A 15,606-nucleotide genomic window follows, 5' to 3' on the forward strand; every position below is an offset into this window, starting at 1 on the left:
GGATACCGTCCGCATCGCGCCGTCCACGACAGGCGCTACCGCTCTCGTGCGCGCATGCACGTCTAGCTCAGACGCGCGATGGTGCAACGTGAGGGTTATGCGGTGGTTCGCAGAATTGCGACGGAGGCCAGATTCACGGTCACGCCGTGGCACCCTCCGTATGGTTCCTCACTGTACCACCCTTGACGTCGACGGCGAGCATGCGCGGTTCCCACGGGGTGTCCGTGACGGATGCCGCGACCTCCGCCGCCTCCAGACGCTGCCCCGGGCCGTCCGCGAGCACGAGGACGCTCGGGCCGGCGCCGGAGACGACGGCGGCGAAGCCGTGCGCGCGCAGCGCACGGACGAGCTCGTCGGTCGCCGGCATCGCCTGCGCGCGGTACGACTGGTGGAGCTTGTCCTCGGTGGCGGCCATCAGCAGCTCGGGGCTCTGCGTGAGTGCCGCGATCAGCAGCGCCGAGCGCGAGACGTTGAACACGGCATCCTCGCGGGGCACCTGCAGGGGCGCGAGGCCCCGAGCGACGGCGGTCGACATCGTGAAGTCGGGGACGAACACGAGAGGAGAAACGCCCCGATGCACGAGCAGCTTCTTGTGCTGCGGACCGTTCTCGTCCATCCACGCGATCGTCAATCCGCCGAACAGTGCGGGAGCGACATTGTCGGGGTGACCCTCGAGCTCGGTCGCCAGGCGCAGGAGCGCGTCGGGACCGATCTCGACGTCGCCGGCAAGCAGGCCCTTCGCTGCCAGCAGGCCCGCAACGACCGCGGCGCCGGACGATCCCATGCCCCGCCCGTGTGGAATCGTGTTGTGCGCCTCGAGGCGGATGCCGGGCATCTCACGGCCGACGGCCTCGAAGGCGTACGCCATCGAGCGCACGACGAGGTGTGAGGCGTCGGTCGGCACCTCGCCCGCCCCCTCCCCCGACACGACGATCTCCAGAGCGCTGTCCGCCAACGCGGTGACGGTCAACTCGTCGTACGAGCTCAGCGCGAGTCCGAGCGTGTCGAAGCCGGGACCGAGGTTGGCGCTCGTGGCGGGAACACGTACCGCGACGGAACGTCCCGCCGAAGCCATGGCCGTCATGCCAGGTCGAGGACGGAGGCGACCTCACTGGTCGTCGCATCGACGACCGTGGGCTCGACCTCGGTGCCGTCGGCCTTGCGCAGGGCCCACTGGGGATCCTTCAGGCCGTGGCCGGTGACCGTGATGACGATCGTGGCGCCCGCGGGGATGACGCCCGCCTCGGCACGGTCGAGCAGACCCGCGACGCCGATGGCCGACGCCGGCTCCACGAAGACGCCGGCCGTGCTGGCCAGCAGCTTCTGCGCCGCGAGGATGCGTGCATCGTCGATCGCGCCGAACCAGCCCTGCGTCGCATCGCGGGCTTCGAGCGCAAGCTCCCACGACGCGGGGTTGCCGATGCGGATGGCCGAGGCGATCGTCTCGGGGTTGCGGACGACCTCGCCGCGCACAAGAGGCGCCGAGCCTTCAGCCTGGAAGCCGAACATCCGCGGCACCTTGGTCGCCACGCCACGCGCCGCCTCTTCGCGGTACCCGCGCGAGTACGCCGTGTAGTTGCCGGCATTTCCGACCGGGATCAGGTGGAAGTCGGGGGCGTCGCCGAGCTGCGAGACGACCTCGTAGGCGGCCGTCTTCTGACCCTCGATGCGGTCGGGGTTGACCGAGTTGACGAGGTGGACGGGGTAGTTGTCGGCGAGCTCGCGAGCGATATCCAGGCAGTCGTCGAAGTTGCCGCGCACCTGGATCAGCCGACCGCCGTGCACGACCGCCTGACTGAGCTTGCCCATCGCGATCTTGCCCTCCGGCACCAGCACGGCCGCGGTGATGCCCGCGTGGGCCGCGTAAGCGGCGGCGGATGCCGAGGTGTTGCCGGTCGAGGCACAGATGACGGCCTTCGCACCGTGCTCGACGGCGCGCGAGAGCGCGACGGTCATGCCGCGGTCCTTGAACGAGCCGGTCGGGTTCATGCCCTCGAACTTGATGAAGACGTTCGCGCCGGTCTGCTGCGACAGCGCGGCGGCCGGAATCAGCGGCGTGCCTCCCTCGCCGAGCGTCACGACCGTGGACGCCTCGGTGACGCCGAGCCGGTCGGCGTATTCGCGCAGGACTCCCTGCCAGACGTGTGCCATCTCCATCTCCTTCTTGCGGTGCCGCGACCGCGAGTTCAGTTGCCTTCGACGCGGAGGACCGATACGACCCGGTCGACCACGCCACTGGCGGCGAGACGGTCGACGGTGTCGCTGAGATCCTGCTCGCGGGCCGTGTGGGTGCCGATGACGAGGCGCGCAATGTCCGCGATGCCCTGTTCGGCGGGGACGAGGCTCTGCTCAGCAGCCGGTTCGATGGTCTGCTCGACCGTCGCGATCGAGACCCGACCCTCGCTGAGAATGCCCGCGACGGTGGCGAGAACGCCCGGCTGGTCGGAGACCTCGAGGGTGATCTGGTAGCGCGTCGTCACGCGGCCGATCGGCACGACCGGAAGATTGGCGCGCGTGGACTCACCGACGCCCACACCGCCGGCGATGTGGCGGCGGGCGGCCGAGACGACATCGCCGAGCACCGCCGACGCGGTCTGCACGCCGCCGGCACCCGCGCCGTAGAACATGAGGTTGCCGGCGGCTTCGGCCTGCACGAACACCGCATTGTTGGCGCCGTGCACGCTCGCCAGCGGGTGCTCGCGCGGAATCAGCGCGGGATACACCCGCACCGAGATGGCTTCGCCGGTGGGCGAGTGCGCCTCGGCATCCGTGATCCGCTCGCACACCGCGAGCAGCTTGATGACGTAGCCGGCGTGGCGAGCCGCGTCGATCGTCTGGCGGTCGATGCCGGTGATGCCCTCGCGGTGCACCGCTTCGAGGGGCACGGCCGTGTGGAACGCGAGAGACGCGAGGATGGTGGCCTTCTGCGCCGCGTCGTAGCCTTCGACATCGGCCGTAGGGTCGGCTTCGGCGTAACCGAGTCGCTGCGCGTCGGCGAGGACGTCCGCGAACTCGCTGCCCTCGGCGTCCATGCGATCGAGGATGTAGTTCGTGGTGCCGTTGACGATGCCCATGATCCGCTGTACGCGGTCGCCGGCCAGCGAATCGCGCAGCGGGCGGATGATCGGGATGGCGCCGGCGGCGGCGGCCTCGTAATAGACGGAGGCGCCCACCTGGTCGGCAGCGTCGAAGATCTCGGGGCCGTGTGTGGCCAGCAGGGCTTTGTTCGCGGTGACGACATCGGCGCCCGACGACAGCGCGAGCAGAATGTCGGTGCGCGCGGGCTCGATGCCGCCCATCAGCTCGATGACGATGTCGGCGCCGACGATCAGCTGTTCCGAATCGGTGGTGAACAGCTCGCGCGGCAGATCGGCGTCGCGCGGAGCGTCGGGGTTGCGTACGGCGATCCCCACGAGCTCGAGAGCCGCGCCGGCACGGTCGGAGAGCTCGTCCGCGTGCGTGCGCAGGAGGTCCGCCACCTGGGATCCGACGGCTCCGGCTCCGAGCAGGGCCACGCGCAGTCGACGGTAGTCGGTCATTCCTTCTCCTCGGCCGGGGACGTCTCGGCGGATGCGGGGGTCGCGACCCCCAGATCGCGCGCCAGCAGGTCATCGATGCTCTCGCCTCGGACGATCACGCGGGCGGTGCCGCCCCGCACGGCGACGACCGGCGGACGGGGCACGTAGTTGTAGTTGCTCGACAGCGAGAAGCAGTAGGCGCCGGTCGCGGGCACGGCGAGGAGATCGCCGGGTGTGATGTCGCCGGGCAGGTACTCCGCGTCGACGACGATGTCGCCGGACTCGCAGTGACGGCCCACGACGCGCGACAGGACGGACGCGGCATCCGACGTGCGCGAGGCGAGGCGCGCCGAGTACTGCGCGCCGTATAGCGCCGGTCGGGCGTTGTCGCTCATGCCGCCGTCGACGCTCACGTAGAGACGGGTCACCTCGTCGCTGGCGTGGACGGGCTTGACCGTGCCGACTTCGTAGAGCGTGACGCCGGCGCGTCCGACGATCGTGCGGCCCGGCTCGAACGCGAGATTCGGCAGGGGGATGCCGCGCACGTCGCACTCGCGCGCGACGGCCTCGACGATGCCCTCGGCGAGATCGGCGATCGGCGTGGGCTCGTCGACCGATGTGTAGGCGATGCCGAAGCCGCCACCGAGGTTGAGGAGCGGGATGTCGCCGCCCGCGAGCAGCTCGGCGTGGAGGTCGACCACGCGCGCCGCGGACTCTTCGAATCCGCGGGTGCCGAAGATCTGCGAGCCGATATGGCAGTGCAGCCCGACGAACCGCAGGCCCGGAAGCTCGCGGATGCGGGCGACGACCGCGGGGGCGTCGGACAGGGCGAAGCCGAACTTCTGGTCTTCATGGGCGGTCGCCAGGAAATCGTGTGTCTCGGCGTGCACGCCACTGTTGACGCGGACGAGCACCGCCTGCGGGGCCGCATCGTCCGCGCGGCGCCGCTCGACGATCCCGGCGAGACGCTCGAGCTCGATACGTGAGTCGATCACGATCGAGCCGATGCCGATCTCGACGGCGCGCTCGAGCTCGGCGACCGACTTGTTGTTGCCGTGCAGACCCAGGCGGGACGGATCGGCACCCGCGGCGAGCGCGACAGCGAGCTCGCCGCCGGTGGCGACGTCGACGGCGAGGCCCTCCTCGGTCACCCAGCGCACGACCTCGGTCGAGAGGAACGCCTTGCCGGCGTAATAGATGCGTGCCTGCACGCCGCGGCGCGCGGCCGCCACGGTGAAGGCGTCACGCACCTCGCGCGCGCGTGAGCGGACACCGTCCTCGTCGAGGACGTACAAAGGAGTGCCGAACCGCGCGCGCAGGTCCCGAACGCCGACGCCCGCGATCTCGAGCTGGCCGTCGGCATCACGCGCGGCCGAGGACGGCCACACCAGCGGGGCGAGCGCGTTCGCGTCGGCCGGTTCGGCAAGCCACGCGGGCACGAGCGGGCGGTCGGAGGCGGCGGACACGTGCGGAACCAATCGTGTGGGGTCGGGCTGCCGTCGGTGACGTCACGCCCGGCAGTCCTAGAAGTCTAGGGCACCTGCGCATACCGGCCCGCGCATGTGACGCGTCGGTGGGAGAGGCTCCCTCAGCTGCACGTGCCCTTCTGCTGCAGCGCCGCATCGACGGTGATCCGCGGATCGATGGCGATGTCGGCGACCACCTGCGCTCCGTCCACGCGCACACCCGACAGCGTGAGCCCCACCGGCAGGTACTGCTTCACGCACACATCCCAGTCGCGCACGACCGTTCGCGCCAACGCTCCGAACTGGTCGATGAGCACATCGGCCGATACTTCGGCCCCCGAGACACGAAGGGTCCGCGGGGTGAGCACCAGGTCACCGCCGGACGCGGTGGGAGTGAGGCTCACGCCCACCGGCACCGACAGGGCGAAGAGCTTGAGCTCGGTGGACATCACGATGTCGGGGGCCTCGAGCGTCACGGCATCCGCGGGGAAGCCGTCGACGGTGCCGAGGAGCGTGCGCACCTGTTCCTGATCGAGACGCACGGTCGCGGACGCACTCTGCAACGGGGAATCACCGCGGATCGGCACACCCGCGGCATGCACCTCCACGTCGCCAGTCAGCGCGCCGAGGCTCACATCGGGGGCCGACACCGTCACGTCGTCGAGGCGTCCGCCGATCAGCTGCGGGATCACCTGACCGCGCACATCCACGTCGACGTGCTGGTCGGCGGGGATATCCAGGCGAGAGGCGACCTGGTCGCGAATCGTGCGCTCCACGATGCCGCGGGCGATGTACTCTCCGGCGAACCACGCGCCGACCGCCAGCACCACGACCGCGAGCACCGCGATCAGCCAGGGCCAGCGGCGGCTGCGCCGTCGCGGGGCGGATGCCGCGGCATCCGTCGACAGCACCCACCGCGCAGAGGGGTCGGGAAGCGGCTGCGTGGGGTGCTGGTCGTTCACGTCACATCCGCTCCGGTGCGCTCACTCCGAGCATGTCCAGGCCGTTGCGGAGCACCTGTCCGGTGGCGTCGTTGAGCCAGAGGCGCGTGCGGTGCAGCTCGGTGACCGGCTCGTCACCCAGCGGCGTGACGCGGCAGGTGTCGTACCACCGGTGGTACAGGCTCGCGAGCTCCTCGAGGTAGCGCGCGACGCGGTGCGGCTCGCGCACCTCGGCGGCGTAGGCCACGATGCGCGGGAACTCCTGCAGGGCGCCGAGCAGCGCCGACTCGCTCTCGTGGTCCAGCAGCTCGGGCGCGAAGACGCTGCGGTCCACGCCCGAGTCCGCCGCGTTGCGCGCGACGTTGTGCGTGCGGGCGTGCGCGTACTGCACGTAGAAGACGGGGTTGTCATTCGTGCGCTTGGTGAGGATCTCGGGATCGAGCGTGAGCGGCGAGTCGGCGGGGTAGCGCGCCAGCGAGTAGCGCAGCGCGTCGGTGCCGAGCCAGTCGCGGAGGTCGTCGAGCTCGATGATGTTGCCGGCACGCTTGGACAGGCGGGCGCCGTTGACCGACACGAGCTGACCGATGAGCACCTCGATGTCCTTCTCGGGGTCGTCGCCGGCGGCACCGGCGAGGGCCTTGAGGCGGTGGACGTAGCCGTGGTGGTCGGCGCCGAGCAGATAGATCTTGTGCAGGAAGCCGCGGTCGCTCTTGTTGAGGTAGTACGCGGCGTCGGCGGCGAAGTAGGTGTACTCGCCATTGGAGCGGCGGATGACACGATCCTTGTCGTCGCCGAAGTCGGTCGTGCGCACCCAGATGGCGTCGTCCTGCTCGAACACGTGGCCCTGCGCGCGCAGACGGTCGACGGCCTCGTCGACGAGGCTAGGCTCGCCGTTCGGGCCGTGCGCGTGGAGCGTGCGCTCGCTGAAGAAGACGTCGAAGTGCACGTTGAACTTCTCCAGCGACGCCTGCAGATCGGCGAGCTGCAGGGCGTAGGCGCGGTCGCGCGCCTGCACCAGCTGCTCGTCGTCGGAGAGATCGAGGATGCCGGGCAGCTCGGCGAGCACGCGGCTGGCGAGGTCGCCAATGTACGAGCCCGGGTAGCCGTCCTCGGGCGTCGGCTCGCCCTTGATCGCGGCGAGGACGGAACGTCCGAAGCGGTCCATCTGCGCGCCCGCGTCGTTGATGTAGAACTCGCGCACGAGCGTCGCACCGCTGGCCAGCAGCACGCGGGCGATCGCGTCGCCGAGCGCTGCCCACCGGGTGTGCCCGATGTGCATGGGACCGGTGGGGTTGGCGCTGACGAACTCGAGGTTGATGCTCTGTCCGCGCTGGGTGTCGTTGGTGCCGTAGGCCGCGCCTGCCTCGACGATGGTCTTGGCGAGGGCGCCGGCCGCTCCCGCTTCGAGGCGGATGTTGATGAACCCCGGCCCGGCGACCTCGACACGGGCGACGCCGTCGGTCGCGGCGAGCGCGTCGGCGATCTCCTGCGCGAACTCGCGCGGGTTCACCCCGACGACCTTGCCGAGCTTCAGGGCGGCGTTGGACGCCCAGTCGCCGTGGTCACGGTTGCGCGGGCGCTCCAGGGGGAGATCGGCCGCGGTCAGACCGGCGCTCGAGCCGGGACGTCGTGCCTCGGCGAGCGGGGCGATGACGGCGAGGAGGGCGGCGGCGAGGGCATCGGGATTCATAGCCCGTCAAGTCTACGGGCGCCCGCTGTCCCCCACCTGCGTGCGCACCTCGGCATCCGCGCTGGGGTGCGCGCCGGCCGAGCAGCCACCGGTCGCGGTCAGGCGAGCTGGACGAGCTCGGCGAAGTCGTCGAGGGCGGGGTCGGATGCCGCCGCGGCGGCATCCTGCGCCTGAACGTCGGCCGCATCGTCGGGCAGGACGCACGCGTCGACGCGCATGCGCTGCAGGCCCACATAGCCGCCGTGGTAGCTGAGGAAGGCGCAGTCGGCGGCGTCGCGACCTGTGGCGATGCGCACGAGCGAGCGGCGGTTGGCGAGCCGGGTCGCGTCGATGACGTACCAGCTGCCGTCGAGGTAGGCCTCGGCCACGGCGTGGAAGTCCATCGGGCGAAGGCCGGGGGCGAAGCACGCGGCGTAGCGGGCAGGCATGTCCATCGCGCGCAGCAGCGCGATGACGACATGCGCGTAGTCGCGGCAGACACCCTGGCCGGTCATGAGAGTGGTGACAGCCGAGTCGGTGCCCTGACTCAGCCCCGGCGTGTACGTCGTGCTGGAGGCGACGAACTCGCTGACCGCGGTGATCAGCTCGAGCCCCTGCAGGCCGCGGAACTGGCGGCGCGCCTGCGAGAACACCTCGTCAGACTGGCAGTAGCGGCTCGGACGCAGGTAGGTGATGGCTTCGAGGTCGCTGGTGGCGCGCTGCGCGACCTGTCCGTCGATGAGGGCTTCATAGCGCACCTCGAGGCGGCCGGCCTCGCCGAGCAGGCGGTGCAGGCGACTGCCGGACTGGTCGATGATCTCGGTGGGCGTGTAGACGCGATCGCCTTGCGTGAACGTCAGTTCCTCCCGCAGAACGGGTGCCGGTTGGGCCGCGGCGATCTGGAAGATGAGGTCGACGGAAGCCCCGAGATCGAGGTCCAGTTCGGCGGTCACGAGGCGTTGCACCGCAGTATCCTCGCACGCCGCGATGGCCTCCGCGTACACCGATGTTTCGACCCTCCAGAGGGATGCCGCAACGCACCCCCGCCGACCGTCGATCGCCGCAGATCCGGGCCACCGGCGGCGTGGCGGAGCCGTCGTCGGTGATACTCTCGATCGGTACGCCTCCGTAGCTCAGGGGATAGAGCGTTGGTTTCCGGTACCAAAGGTCGCAGGTTCGATTCCTGTCGGGGGCACTCCACGTATCCGAGGTCGGCTGTCGTACGATCTCGCCCATGGTGACCGCGCGCACGCGCATCATCGTCGTCTTCACGAGGCAACGGCACACGCGCTCACACTGTGCGCCACCATCGCCGACGTGAGCTACTCGGCGGCCCCCACGGGTACGCGACACCCGACGCCATCGACAGGGCGCGCAGCCAGGGACCCGTCGAGGGTCAGTTGACGCAGGGCACCGCACCCGAGACCATCGGCTGCTGCGAGTTCGTGTAGCTCTGCGGGGTCGGCGAACCCGACGGTGACGGCGACGATCCGTCTCCCCCGTCGGAGGGAGAGCTCGGCGCGTCGCTCGCGGCGTCGGTCGGCGCGGCGGTCGGCGACGGCGGGTTGAGCAGGTCGCGCACGATGCCCGCGATCTTGTCCTGGTCGACGATGTTGACGCTCTCGCCGTCGATCGTGCCGAACCGCTCGACCGGCAGCGTCTGGAAGGTGATGTCACCGCCGGCGAGGCGCTGCGCGGTGCTCGCGAGGCTCAGCAGGTCGAAGCCCTGATCGATCGCGACGTACTGCTTCGCCGTGTCGATGAGCGAGCGCATCGCCCCGAAGTCCGTGAACGTCTGCGCACTCTTGAGCTTGACCGCGAGCGAGATCATGAACGCCTGCTGCCGGCGCGTGCGGTCGAGGTCGGTGAGATCGACGTTCTCGTACTGCGTGTCGCGACGCTGCCGCACGAACGCCATCGCCTGCGCGGCATCGATCTGCTGCATCCCCGCGGCGAAGTTCGCACCCGAGAACGTGTCGGCCGTCGCCTGGTTGAGGCACACCGTGATCGGCTGCACCGCCTGCGCGACGCGATAGAACGCGGCCATCGTCACTTCCACGAAGTGGTCGATGCGCACCCCGCCGAGAAACGACGAGACGGTTTGGATCTGTGCCTGCCGCGCCGCGTCGCGGGCCCGCTGATACGCCGTCGCTTCGTCGGTACCGTTGCCGGTCAGCTCGTCGTACGTCGCCTGGAACGTGCGGCCGTAGTCCTCCTTGATCTTGCCCTTCGTGACCCCGTCGGGTGCGTTCGCGTAGTCGACGTAGTCATCCCTCGGGATCGAAATGCCGACCGCCTTGCCGCCGTTGGCCGGGATGTGGATGAACATCAGCACGTTCGTGTTGTAGCCGCCGACGCTCTCATCCTCCGCGTGGATCGCGTCGTAGATCTCCTGCGGGAAGGGCTTGCCGTCCTGATCGACGCGACTGTCCAGTCCCATCACCAGGATGTTGACCTCACCCGTGTTCTGCGCGACCCCGGGGCTGGCCGACGGCATCGCGATGTCGGAGCGGTGGATGCCGTTGAGGTCGGAGGCCACGACGGCCACCACCGCGATGACGGCTGCGACGAACACGGCGAGAACTCCCACGGTCACCCGGCGGCGCCGGATCTGCACGCGGCGTGAGACGGGACGAGACGTTCGAGACACCGACAGATCGTGTCAGAGGCAACCTATCGCCCCGGTGTGAGAGGCCTGGGAGGATCATCCTCCCGGGGGATGCCGATGCACCCGCGGCACGATGTGGAGCCCGCCCTGCGGTTCATAGCGTCGAGACATGACCACCTCGAGCCTCACCCGTTCCTCGTCCTCCCTCCGCGCCGCCATCCTCTCGGTGCTCGGAAGCATGGTGGCGATCGGCGTCATCGCCATCGGCCTGCTCGTCGTTCCCGCCGCAGCCCTCCTCGTCTTCGGTCCCGCTCTGCTGGCTCGCTTCTGAGCGTTCGGCGACCGCCCGGAGACGACGCGGTGACCGTCGCTGCCGGTACGGTGAAGGCATGACGGAGACAGCGCCTGCCGCCTCCCCCGCAGGCGCAGATCAGCTCGCGACGACGCGGGCCCACGCTCTCGTGCGTCTCGTGCGCCATCTGCCGGCCACGCTGCTCACCGTGGCCGCCGTGTTCATCGTCGGCCTCCTTTCGCAGGGCCTGTGGTCGCCCTTCGACGAAAGCGCAGGCATGGACACGTGGGCGTACGGTCTGCCCGCGCTCGAAGCCGGTCGATGGTGGACGCCGATCACCGGCACGTTCTTCGTCGCTGAGCCCTGGCTGTTCCTGCCGACCCTGATCGGATTCATCGGGATGGGTGTGCTCGAGTACGCCCGCGGCACCCGGGTGGCCCTCGCGTACTTCTGGGTCGGCCAGATCGTCGCCGTCCTGGCGACATCGCTGCTGTTGGCCGCGCTCAGCGTCTTCTCCGGCTGGGAGTGGGTGCAAGACACCGCCACCACGCTCGATGTCGGTGCCAGCGGCGGCACCTTCGCATGCATCGCCGCCGTGATCGGTCTGCTCGCCTCGCCGTGGCGGCTGCGGGCATGGCTCGTGCTCATCGCGGTCGTCATCGTCGGCCTCCTCGTGCTGGGAACCGTGGCGGACCTCTCCCACCTCATCGCCGTGCTCGTCGTGCTCGCGTTCGATCGGACCCTGCGACCGCGTCGCGCCACCATCCGCGAGCAGCGCCTGATCGCCTTCATCGGCATGCTCGCCTTCGTCGGCATCGAAGTGATCCTGACGCTCATCCCTACCGACGGCCCGTTCGGGACCACCGACCCGCTCTCCAGCCACTGGACGACGACGGCCATCGACGTCGTCGTGGTGCTCGTGATCGCACAGGGCCTCCGGCGCGCGCGGCGCTGGGCGTGGATCTGCGCTCTCGTGCTGCTGGCGCTGAACATCCTGGCCGCGGCGCTGCTCGCGGTCATCGTCACGGACGTGCGGCTCGACCTCGGCGTCCCCGTCGACGGCGAGACGGCGATCGAGATCGGCAGCGGCCTGATCGCGCTCGTGCTGCTCGTCTATCTGATCGTGGTGCGCGCCGCGTTCTCCGGCGCCCGACGCAGCGCGCTCGGGGCACCAGGCGCGCAGCCGAGCACCGCCGAGGTCGCCGACCTCATCCGCACGCACGGCGGCGGCACGCTGTCGTGGATGACGACGTGGGAGGGCAACAGCTACCTGCGCACGAGCACCGGCGTCGTCGCGTATCAGATCCGCGCCGGGGCGGCGATCGCCCTCGCCGACCCGCTCGGGCCCGAAGAGGGACGGGCCGCCTCTGTGGCCGAGTTCATCGCGGCATCCGAGGAGGCGGCCCTCATCCCGTGCTTCTTCAGCGCGGGAGCCGCCACGCAGGCGGCCGTGCCGGACTCGTGGCGCGCGCTCGTCGTCGCGGACGACACGATCGTCGACCTGCCGGGTCTGGCCTACACCGGCAAGCGGTGGAACTCGGTGCGCACCACCCTCAACCGGGCCAGCCGCGAGGAGATGGCCTTCCGCTTGACGCACCTGCGCGACGAGTCGTGGGGCGTGCGCACGCAGCTGCAGGCGATCTCGAACCAGTGGGTCGGCGAGAAGCAGCTGCCCGAGATGCGCTTCACGTTGGGAACGCTCGCCGAAGCGGACGATCCCGAGGTGCGCATCGCGCTCGCCCTCGACGCGCGCGGCGATGTGCACGGCTTCCTGTCGTGGATGCCGGTGTACGGCGAAGGCGTCGTGCGCGGCTGGACGCTTGACCTGATGCGCCGCCGCGAGCACGGGTTCGGGCCGGTGATGGAGTATCTGATCGGCAGCTCGGCCCTAGCCTTCCGGGACGAGGGCGCCGAGTTCATGTCGCTGTCGGGCGCGCCGCTCACCCACGAGTACCCGCCCGAGGCCCAGGGGCTGGCGGCGCTGAGCACACGACTGTCCGACGCGCTCGAACCGGTGTACGGATTCCAGTCGCTGCACCGCTTCAAGCACAAGTTCCACCCGCGCTACGAGACCATGTCGCTGCTGTTCCGCGACGAGGCCGACCTGCCGCGGATCGGGGCGGGACTCACGCGCGCGTTCCTGCCCTCCGCGACGACGCGGCAGTTCGCCAGCGCCGGTCTGGAGCTCCTGCGCGGCGAGCGCTGAGCGTCGACGGATGCTGCGGCGCGTTCAGGGCGCCACGAGGAAGAACGCGTCCAGCAGCCCCGGATTGTGGGCGTGCACGAGCACCGCGAACACGACGGCGTCGAAGAGCAGGTGCACCGTGACGACGTAGCCGAGCGAGCGGGTCTTGAGGAAGATGACCGCCTGCAGCAGAGCGAACGGAATCGTCAGCACCGGCCCCCACGCGCGGTAGCCGAGCTCCCACAGGAACGAGACGAACACGACCGCCTGAAGCACGGTGGCCGCGGCATCCGGGAGATGACGGCGCAGCAGCGCGAACACCGTGCAGATGAAGAAGAGCTCGTCCCAGATGCCCACCGCACCCACGCCGACGAACAGCCGGCCGATGAGGTCGGGGCTGTCCACCACCGGCCAGTTGCGGTACACGCCCGAGGTGATGAAGTAGAACGGCAGGATCAGCCAACCGAGCACGAGTACGGCGGCGAGCCATCCCCACTGCCAGCCGCGCCAGCGTCCGCCGCCGCGCCATGGGAATCGGATCGCCCGATCGCGGTACACCCACCGCGAGACGGCGTAGGGCAGCGCGACCGCACCGCCCAGCGCGAGGGTGAATCGCAGCATCGAGAGGGTGTCGAGCTTCGCCTCCAGCGAGATCGAACTCACCACGAGCATCCCCATCGCGATGAGCGACAGGTCGCGCGCGAGCGACGGTGCGGATGCCGCGACCCGCCGCCGTTCGAGGGCGACGGCTGCCCCCACCCCGATGACCAGCAGCGCGATGCCGAGCAGCGGTTGCAGCAGGACGAAGAACGCGGGTGCGGCCAGGCACACCGCCGCCGCGGGAACAATGCCCACCCCGAGCCGCCGCGTGTCCACGGCCTCTCTCACGGTGAGCCCTCCTCGTCATCGTCGAGGGGATGAGCGATCTCGTCCTGCGGCATCCGCGCGATCCACAGCACGATCAGCGACAGCACGAAGGGGACGAGCCCCGCCACGATGAAGATGACGGGGATCGCGACGACGGTGGACAGGGGTCCGGCAAGCGCCATGGAGATGGGCATGAGCGCGAGGGAGACGAAGAAGTCCAGGCTCGAGATGCGCCCGAGCATGTGGCGCGGCACCCTGCGCTGCAGGAGTGTCCCCCAGATGACGTTGCCGTAGCTGAAGCCGAAGCCGCACGCGAAGCCGCTCACCGCCATCAGCCAGTACTCGTGAGTGAGGCCGATGATCACGAAGGGAAGGGTGCTGAGCCCCCAGACGAGGGTCATCGTGGTGAGGTAGCGCCGCGGCATCCGCAGCGACGAGACGACGACCGATCCCACCACCCCGCCGGCACCGAAGCAGGCCAGCAGGAAGCCGAACAGACGCGGATCGTCGCCGAAGCGCTCACGGGTGACGAACGGCAGCAGCACCTCCTCGGGGCCCATCGTCACGAGGACCCAGATCGTCGCGAACAGCAGCGTCCACAGCAGCCACGGGGTGCGGATCGTGAAGAGCACGGCTTCGACGAGGTCGTGACGGATGCTCCGGCCCGACACGGCGCCGTCGGACGCGTCGGCGGGGGCGGGAGCCGGTTCGGGGCGGAGGAACAGCAGCAGCACGAGTGCCGCCGCGTGGGCGAGGAGCACGGCGACGGCGGCCTGGCTCGGGATCAGCGCGGCGAGCAGAAGTCCCGCCATCGCGGGGCCGGCGGCCTGCTGCAGGGCGGGACGTACCGCGCCTTCGAGCCCGTTCGCCGGCAGCAGGTGCTCGGCCGGAAGGATGCGCGGAAGGATCGCGCTGTAGGAGGGAAAGAAGAAGCCCGCCCCGGCGCCGAGCACGAGCGAGACGATCGTGAGGTGGACGATCGTGAGGGTGCCGAACTGGCCCACCACGACGACCGAGCCGACGGCGAGGACATTCGCCGTCTCCACGGCACGCAGGATCACCCGGCGCGGCAGGCGGTCGGCGGCGATACCTCCCGGGATTGCACAGGCGAGAAGACCGATCGCGTTCGCGGCGGCGACGAGGGACAGCTGCACGGGATCGTCGTCGATGCGGATGACCGCGTAGACCATGACGACGGCCCACATCCCGGCCGCCGAGATCGACAGCACGACCGCGCCGAACAAAATGCGGAAGTCACGGTGCGCCAGAGGCCGCACGGCCCGCCAGCGATCGCGGGCGGGGGGCGCCGCGCTCACGCGCCCGAGGCCACGCGCGGCAGGCGGCGGTAGACGAGGTCGCGGATCTCGCGGCCCTTCGCGAGACCCTTGCGCTCGAACGCCGTCATCACGCGGCCCCCGAACCGCTCGGCCCACTCACCGTCGAACGCGGGCGCGAACGCGTCGACGCCGGCGAGGACCTCGCGCATCTGCAGGGCGTACTCCTCCCAGTCGGTCGCCAACCGCAGCCGTCCCCCGTCACGCAGCGCCCGCGCGGCGAGCGGCGGGAACGGCGGCGCGATCAGGCGACGCTTGTTGTGCTTCGCCTTGTGCCACGGGTCGGGGAAGAAGATCCACAGCTCATCCACGCTCGCCGCCGGCAGCAGGTGCTCGAGCACCTCGGGAGCATTGGCCTCGACGAGACGGAGGTTGCGGATGCCGGCGCGGTCGGCATCGAGCATGGTGCGCGCCAGCCCCGCGCGGAACACCTCCACCGCGAGGAAATCACGCTCGGGCGCGGCGGCCGCAGCGCTGACGATCGCATGACCCTGACCCGACCCGATCTCGACGGTCAGGGGCGCCGTGCGCCCGAACACCTCGGCGGGCACGATCGCGGTCCCCGGAAGGATGCTGGTGGCCGCGGCATCCCGCTGCACGTCGATGACGTACTGCGGTGACAACTCCGCCCACGCGCGCTCCTGCGCGTCGCTCATCCGGCCGCTGCGGCGCACGAACGAGACGGGCTTGTCGCGGAAACGGGGAGCATCTCTCTCGTGCGGCACC

General features: G+C 70.1%; 13 protein-coding genes and 1 tRNA gene. 3 read left to right on the forward strand and 11 right to left on the reverse strand.

Annotated features, from left to right (window positions below; genetic code table 11):
- Positions 1-139 precede the first annotated feature (139 nt).
- From thrB to ABS64_RS02455, 7 genes are all read right to left on the reverse strand, one after another.
- Positions 140-1,084, reverse strand: a complete 945-nt coding sequence (gene thrB / locus ABS64_RS02425) for a homoserine kinase (RefSeq protein WP_016463319.1) — start codon at positions 1,082-1,084, stop codon at positions 140-142.
- Entirely contained in the window at positions 1,081-2,151 is a 1,071-nt protein-coding gene (thrC, locus tag ABS64_RS02430; RefSeq protein WP_288119261.1) for a threonine synthase, read from the reverse strand. The genes thrB and thrC overlap by 4 nt, the downstream gene beginning before the upstream one ends.
- Before the next feature lie 35 nt (positions 2,152-2,186).
- Positions 2,187-3,539 carry a homoserine dehydrogenase gene (locus ABS64_RS02435; RefSeq protein WP_288119263.1) on the reverse strand — a complete coding sequence of 451 codons (1,353 nt, stop codon included), beginning with the start codon at positions 3,537-3,539 and terminating at the stop codon, positions 2,187-2,189.
- Positions 3,536-4,984 carry a diaminopimelate decarboxylase gene (gene lysA, locus ABS64_RS02440; RefSeq protein WP_292680523.1) on the reverse strand — a complete coding sequence of 483 codons (1,449 nt, stop codon included), beginning with the start codon at positions 4,982-4,984 and terminating at the stop codon, positions 3,536-3,538. The genes ABS64_RS02435 and lysA overlap by 4 nt, the downstream gene beginning before the upstream one ends.
- 122 nt (positions 4,985-5,106) lie before the next feature.
- The gene (locus tag ABS64_RS02445) at positions 5,107-5,946 is read right to left on the reverse strand and encodes a DUF2993 domain-containing protein (protein WP_292680525.1); all 840 of its coding nucleotides are present in this window, start codon (positions 5,944-5,946) and stop codon (positions 5,107-5,109) included.
- Between the two features lies 1 nt (position 5,947).
- Positions 5,948-7,615: an arginine--tRNA ligase gene (locus ABS64_RS02450; RefSeq protein WP_292680526.1), complete on the reverse strand. Its 1,668-nt coding sequence runs from the start codon at positions 7,613-7,615 to the stop codon at positions 5,948-5,950.
- Between the two features lie 98 nt (positions 7,616-7,713).
- Positions 7,714-8,559 (reverse strand): transglutaminase family protein, encoded by an 846-nt coding sequence (locus ABS64_RS02455; protein ID WP_292680528.1) that lies wholly within the window; start codon positions 8,557-8,559, stop codon positions 7,714-7,716.
- A 157-nt stretch (positions 8,560-8,716) separates the two neighbouring features.
- Between ABS64_RS02455 and ABS64_RS02460 the strand changes: the two genes are divergently transcribed.
- A tRNA-Arg gene (locus tag ABS64_RS02460) sits at positions 8,717-8,789 on the forward strand.
- 201 nt (positions 8,790-8,990) lie between these two features.
- Here ABS64_RS02460 and ABS64_RS02465 read toward each other — a convergent pair.
- Entirely contained in the window at positions 8,991-10,244 is a 1,254-nt protein-coding gene (locus tag ABS64_RS02465; protein WP_288121109.1) for an LCP family protein, read from the reverse strand.
- A 127-nt stretch (positions 10,245-10,371) separates the two neighbouring features.
- On the opposite strand from ABS64_RS02465, the gene ABS64_RS02470 reads away from it, so the two are divergent.
- Together ABS64_RS02470 and ABS64_RS02475 are read left to right on the forward strand one after the other, a co-directional pair.
- Positions 10,372-10,533 (forward strand): hypothetical protein, encoded by a 162-nt coding sequence (locus ABS64_RS02470; RefSeq protein ID WP_288121107.1) that lies wholly within the window; start codon positions 10,372-10,374, stop codon positions 10,531-10,533.
- 58 nt (positions 10,534-10,591) lie between these two features.
- Complete coding sequence (locus ABS64_RS02475; protein WP_292680533.1) at positions 10,592-12,700, forward strand: DUF2156 domain-containing protein; 2,109 nt, start codon at positions 10,592-10,594, stop codon at positions 12,698-12,700.
- Between the two features lie 24 nt (positions 12,701-12,724).
- Here the strand turns inward: ABS64_RS02475 and ABS64_RS02480 are convergent, their stop codons facing one another.
- From ABS64_RS02480 to trmB, 3 genes are read right to left on the reverse strand one after another with little or no spacing between them, the layout of a single operon-like run.
- On the reverse strand, positions 12,725-13,567 hold the full coding sequence (locus ABS64_RS02480; RefSeq protein WP_292680535.1) for a CPBP family intramembrane glutamic endopeptidase: 843 nt from the start codon (positions 13,565-13,567) through the stop codon (positions 12,725-12,727).
- Positions 13,564-14,862 carry an MFS transporter gene (locus tag ABS64_RS02485; RefSeq protein ID WP_292680537.1) on the reverse strand — a complete coding sequence of 433 codons (1,299 nt, stop codon included), beginning with the start codon at positions 14,860-14,862 and terminating at the stop codon, positions 13,564-13,566. Before ABS64_RS02485 ends, ABS64_RS02480 begins: the two co-directional genes overlap by 4 nt.
- On the reverse strand, positions 14,859-15,605 hold the full coding sequence (trmB, locus tag ABS64_RS02490; RefSeq protein ID WP_292680539.1) for a tRNA (guanosine(46)-N7)-methyltransferase TrmB: 747 nt from the start codon (positions 15,603-15,605) through the stop codon (positions 14,859-14,861). Before trmB ends, ABS64_RS02485 begins: the two co-directional genes overlap by 4 nt.
- Position 15,606: the final 1 nt, after the last annotated feature.

The organism is Microbacterium sp. SCN 69-37, from assembly GCF_001724435.1.
GTDB classification, from domain to species: Bacteria; Actinomycetota; Actinomycetes; order Actinomycetales; family Microbacteriaceae; genus Microbacterium; species Microbacterium laevaniformans.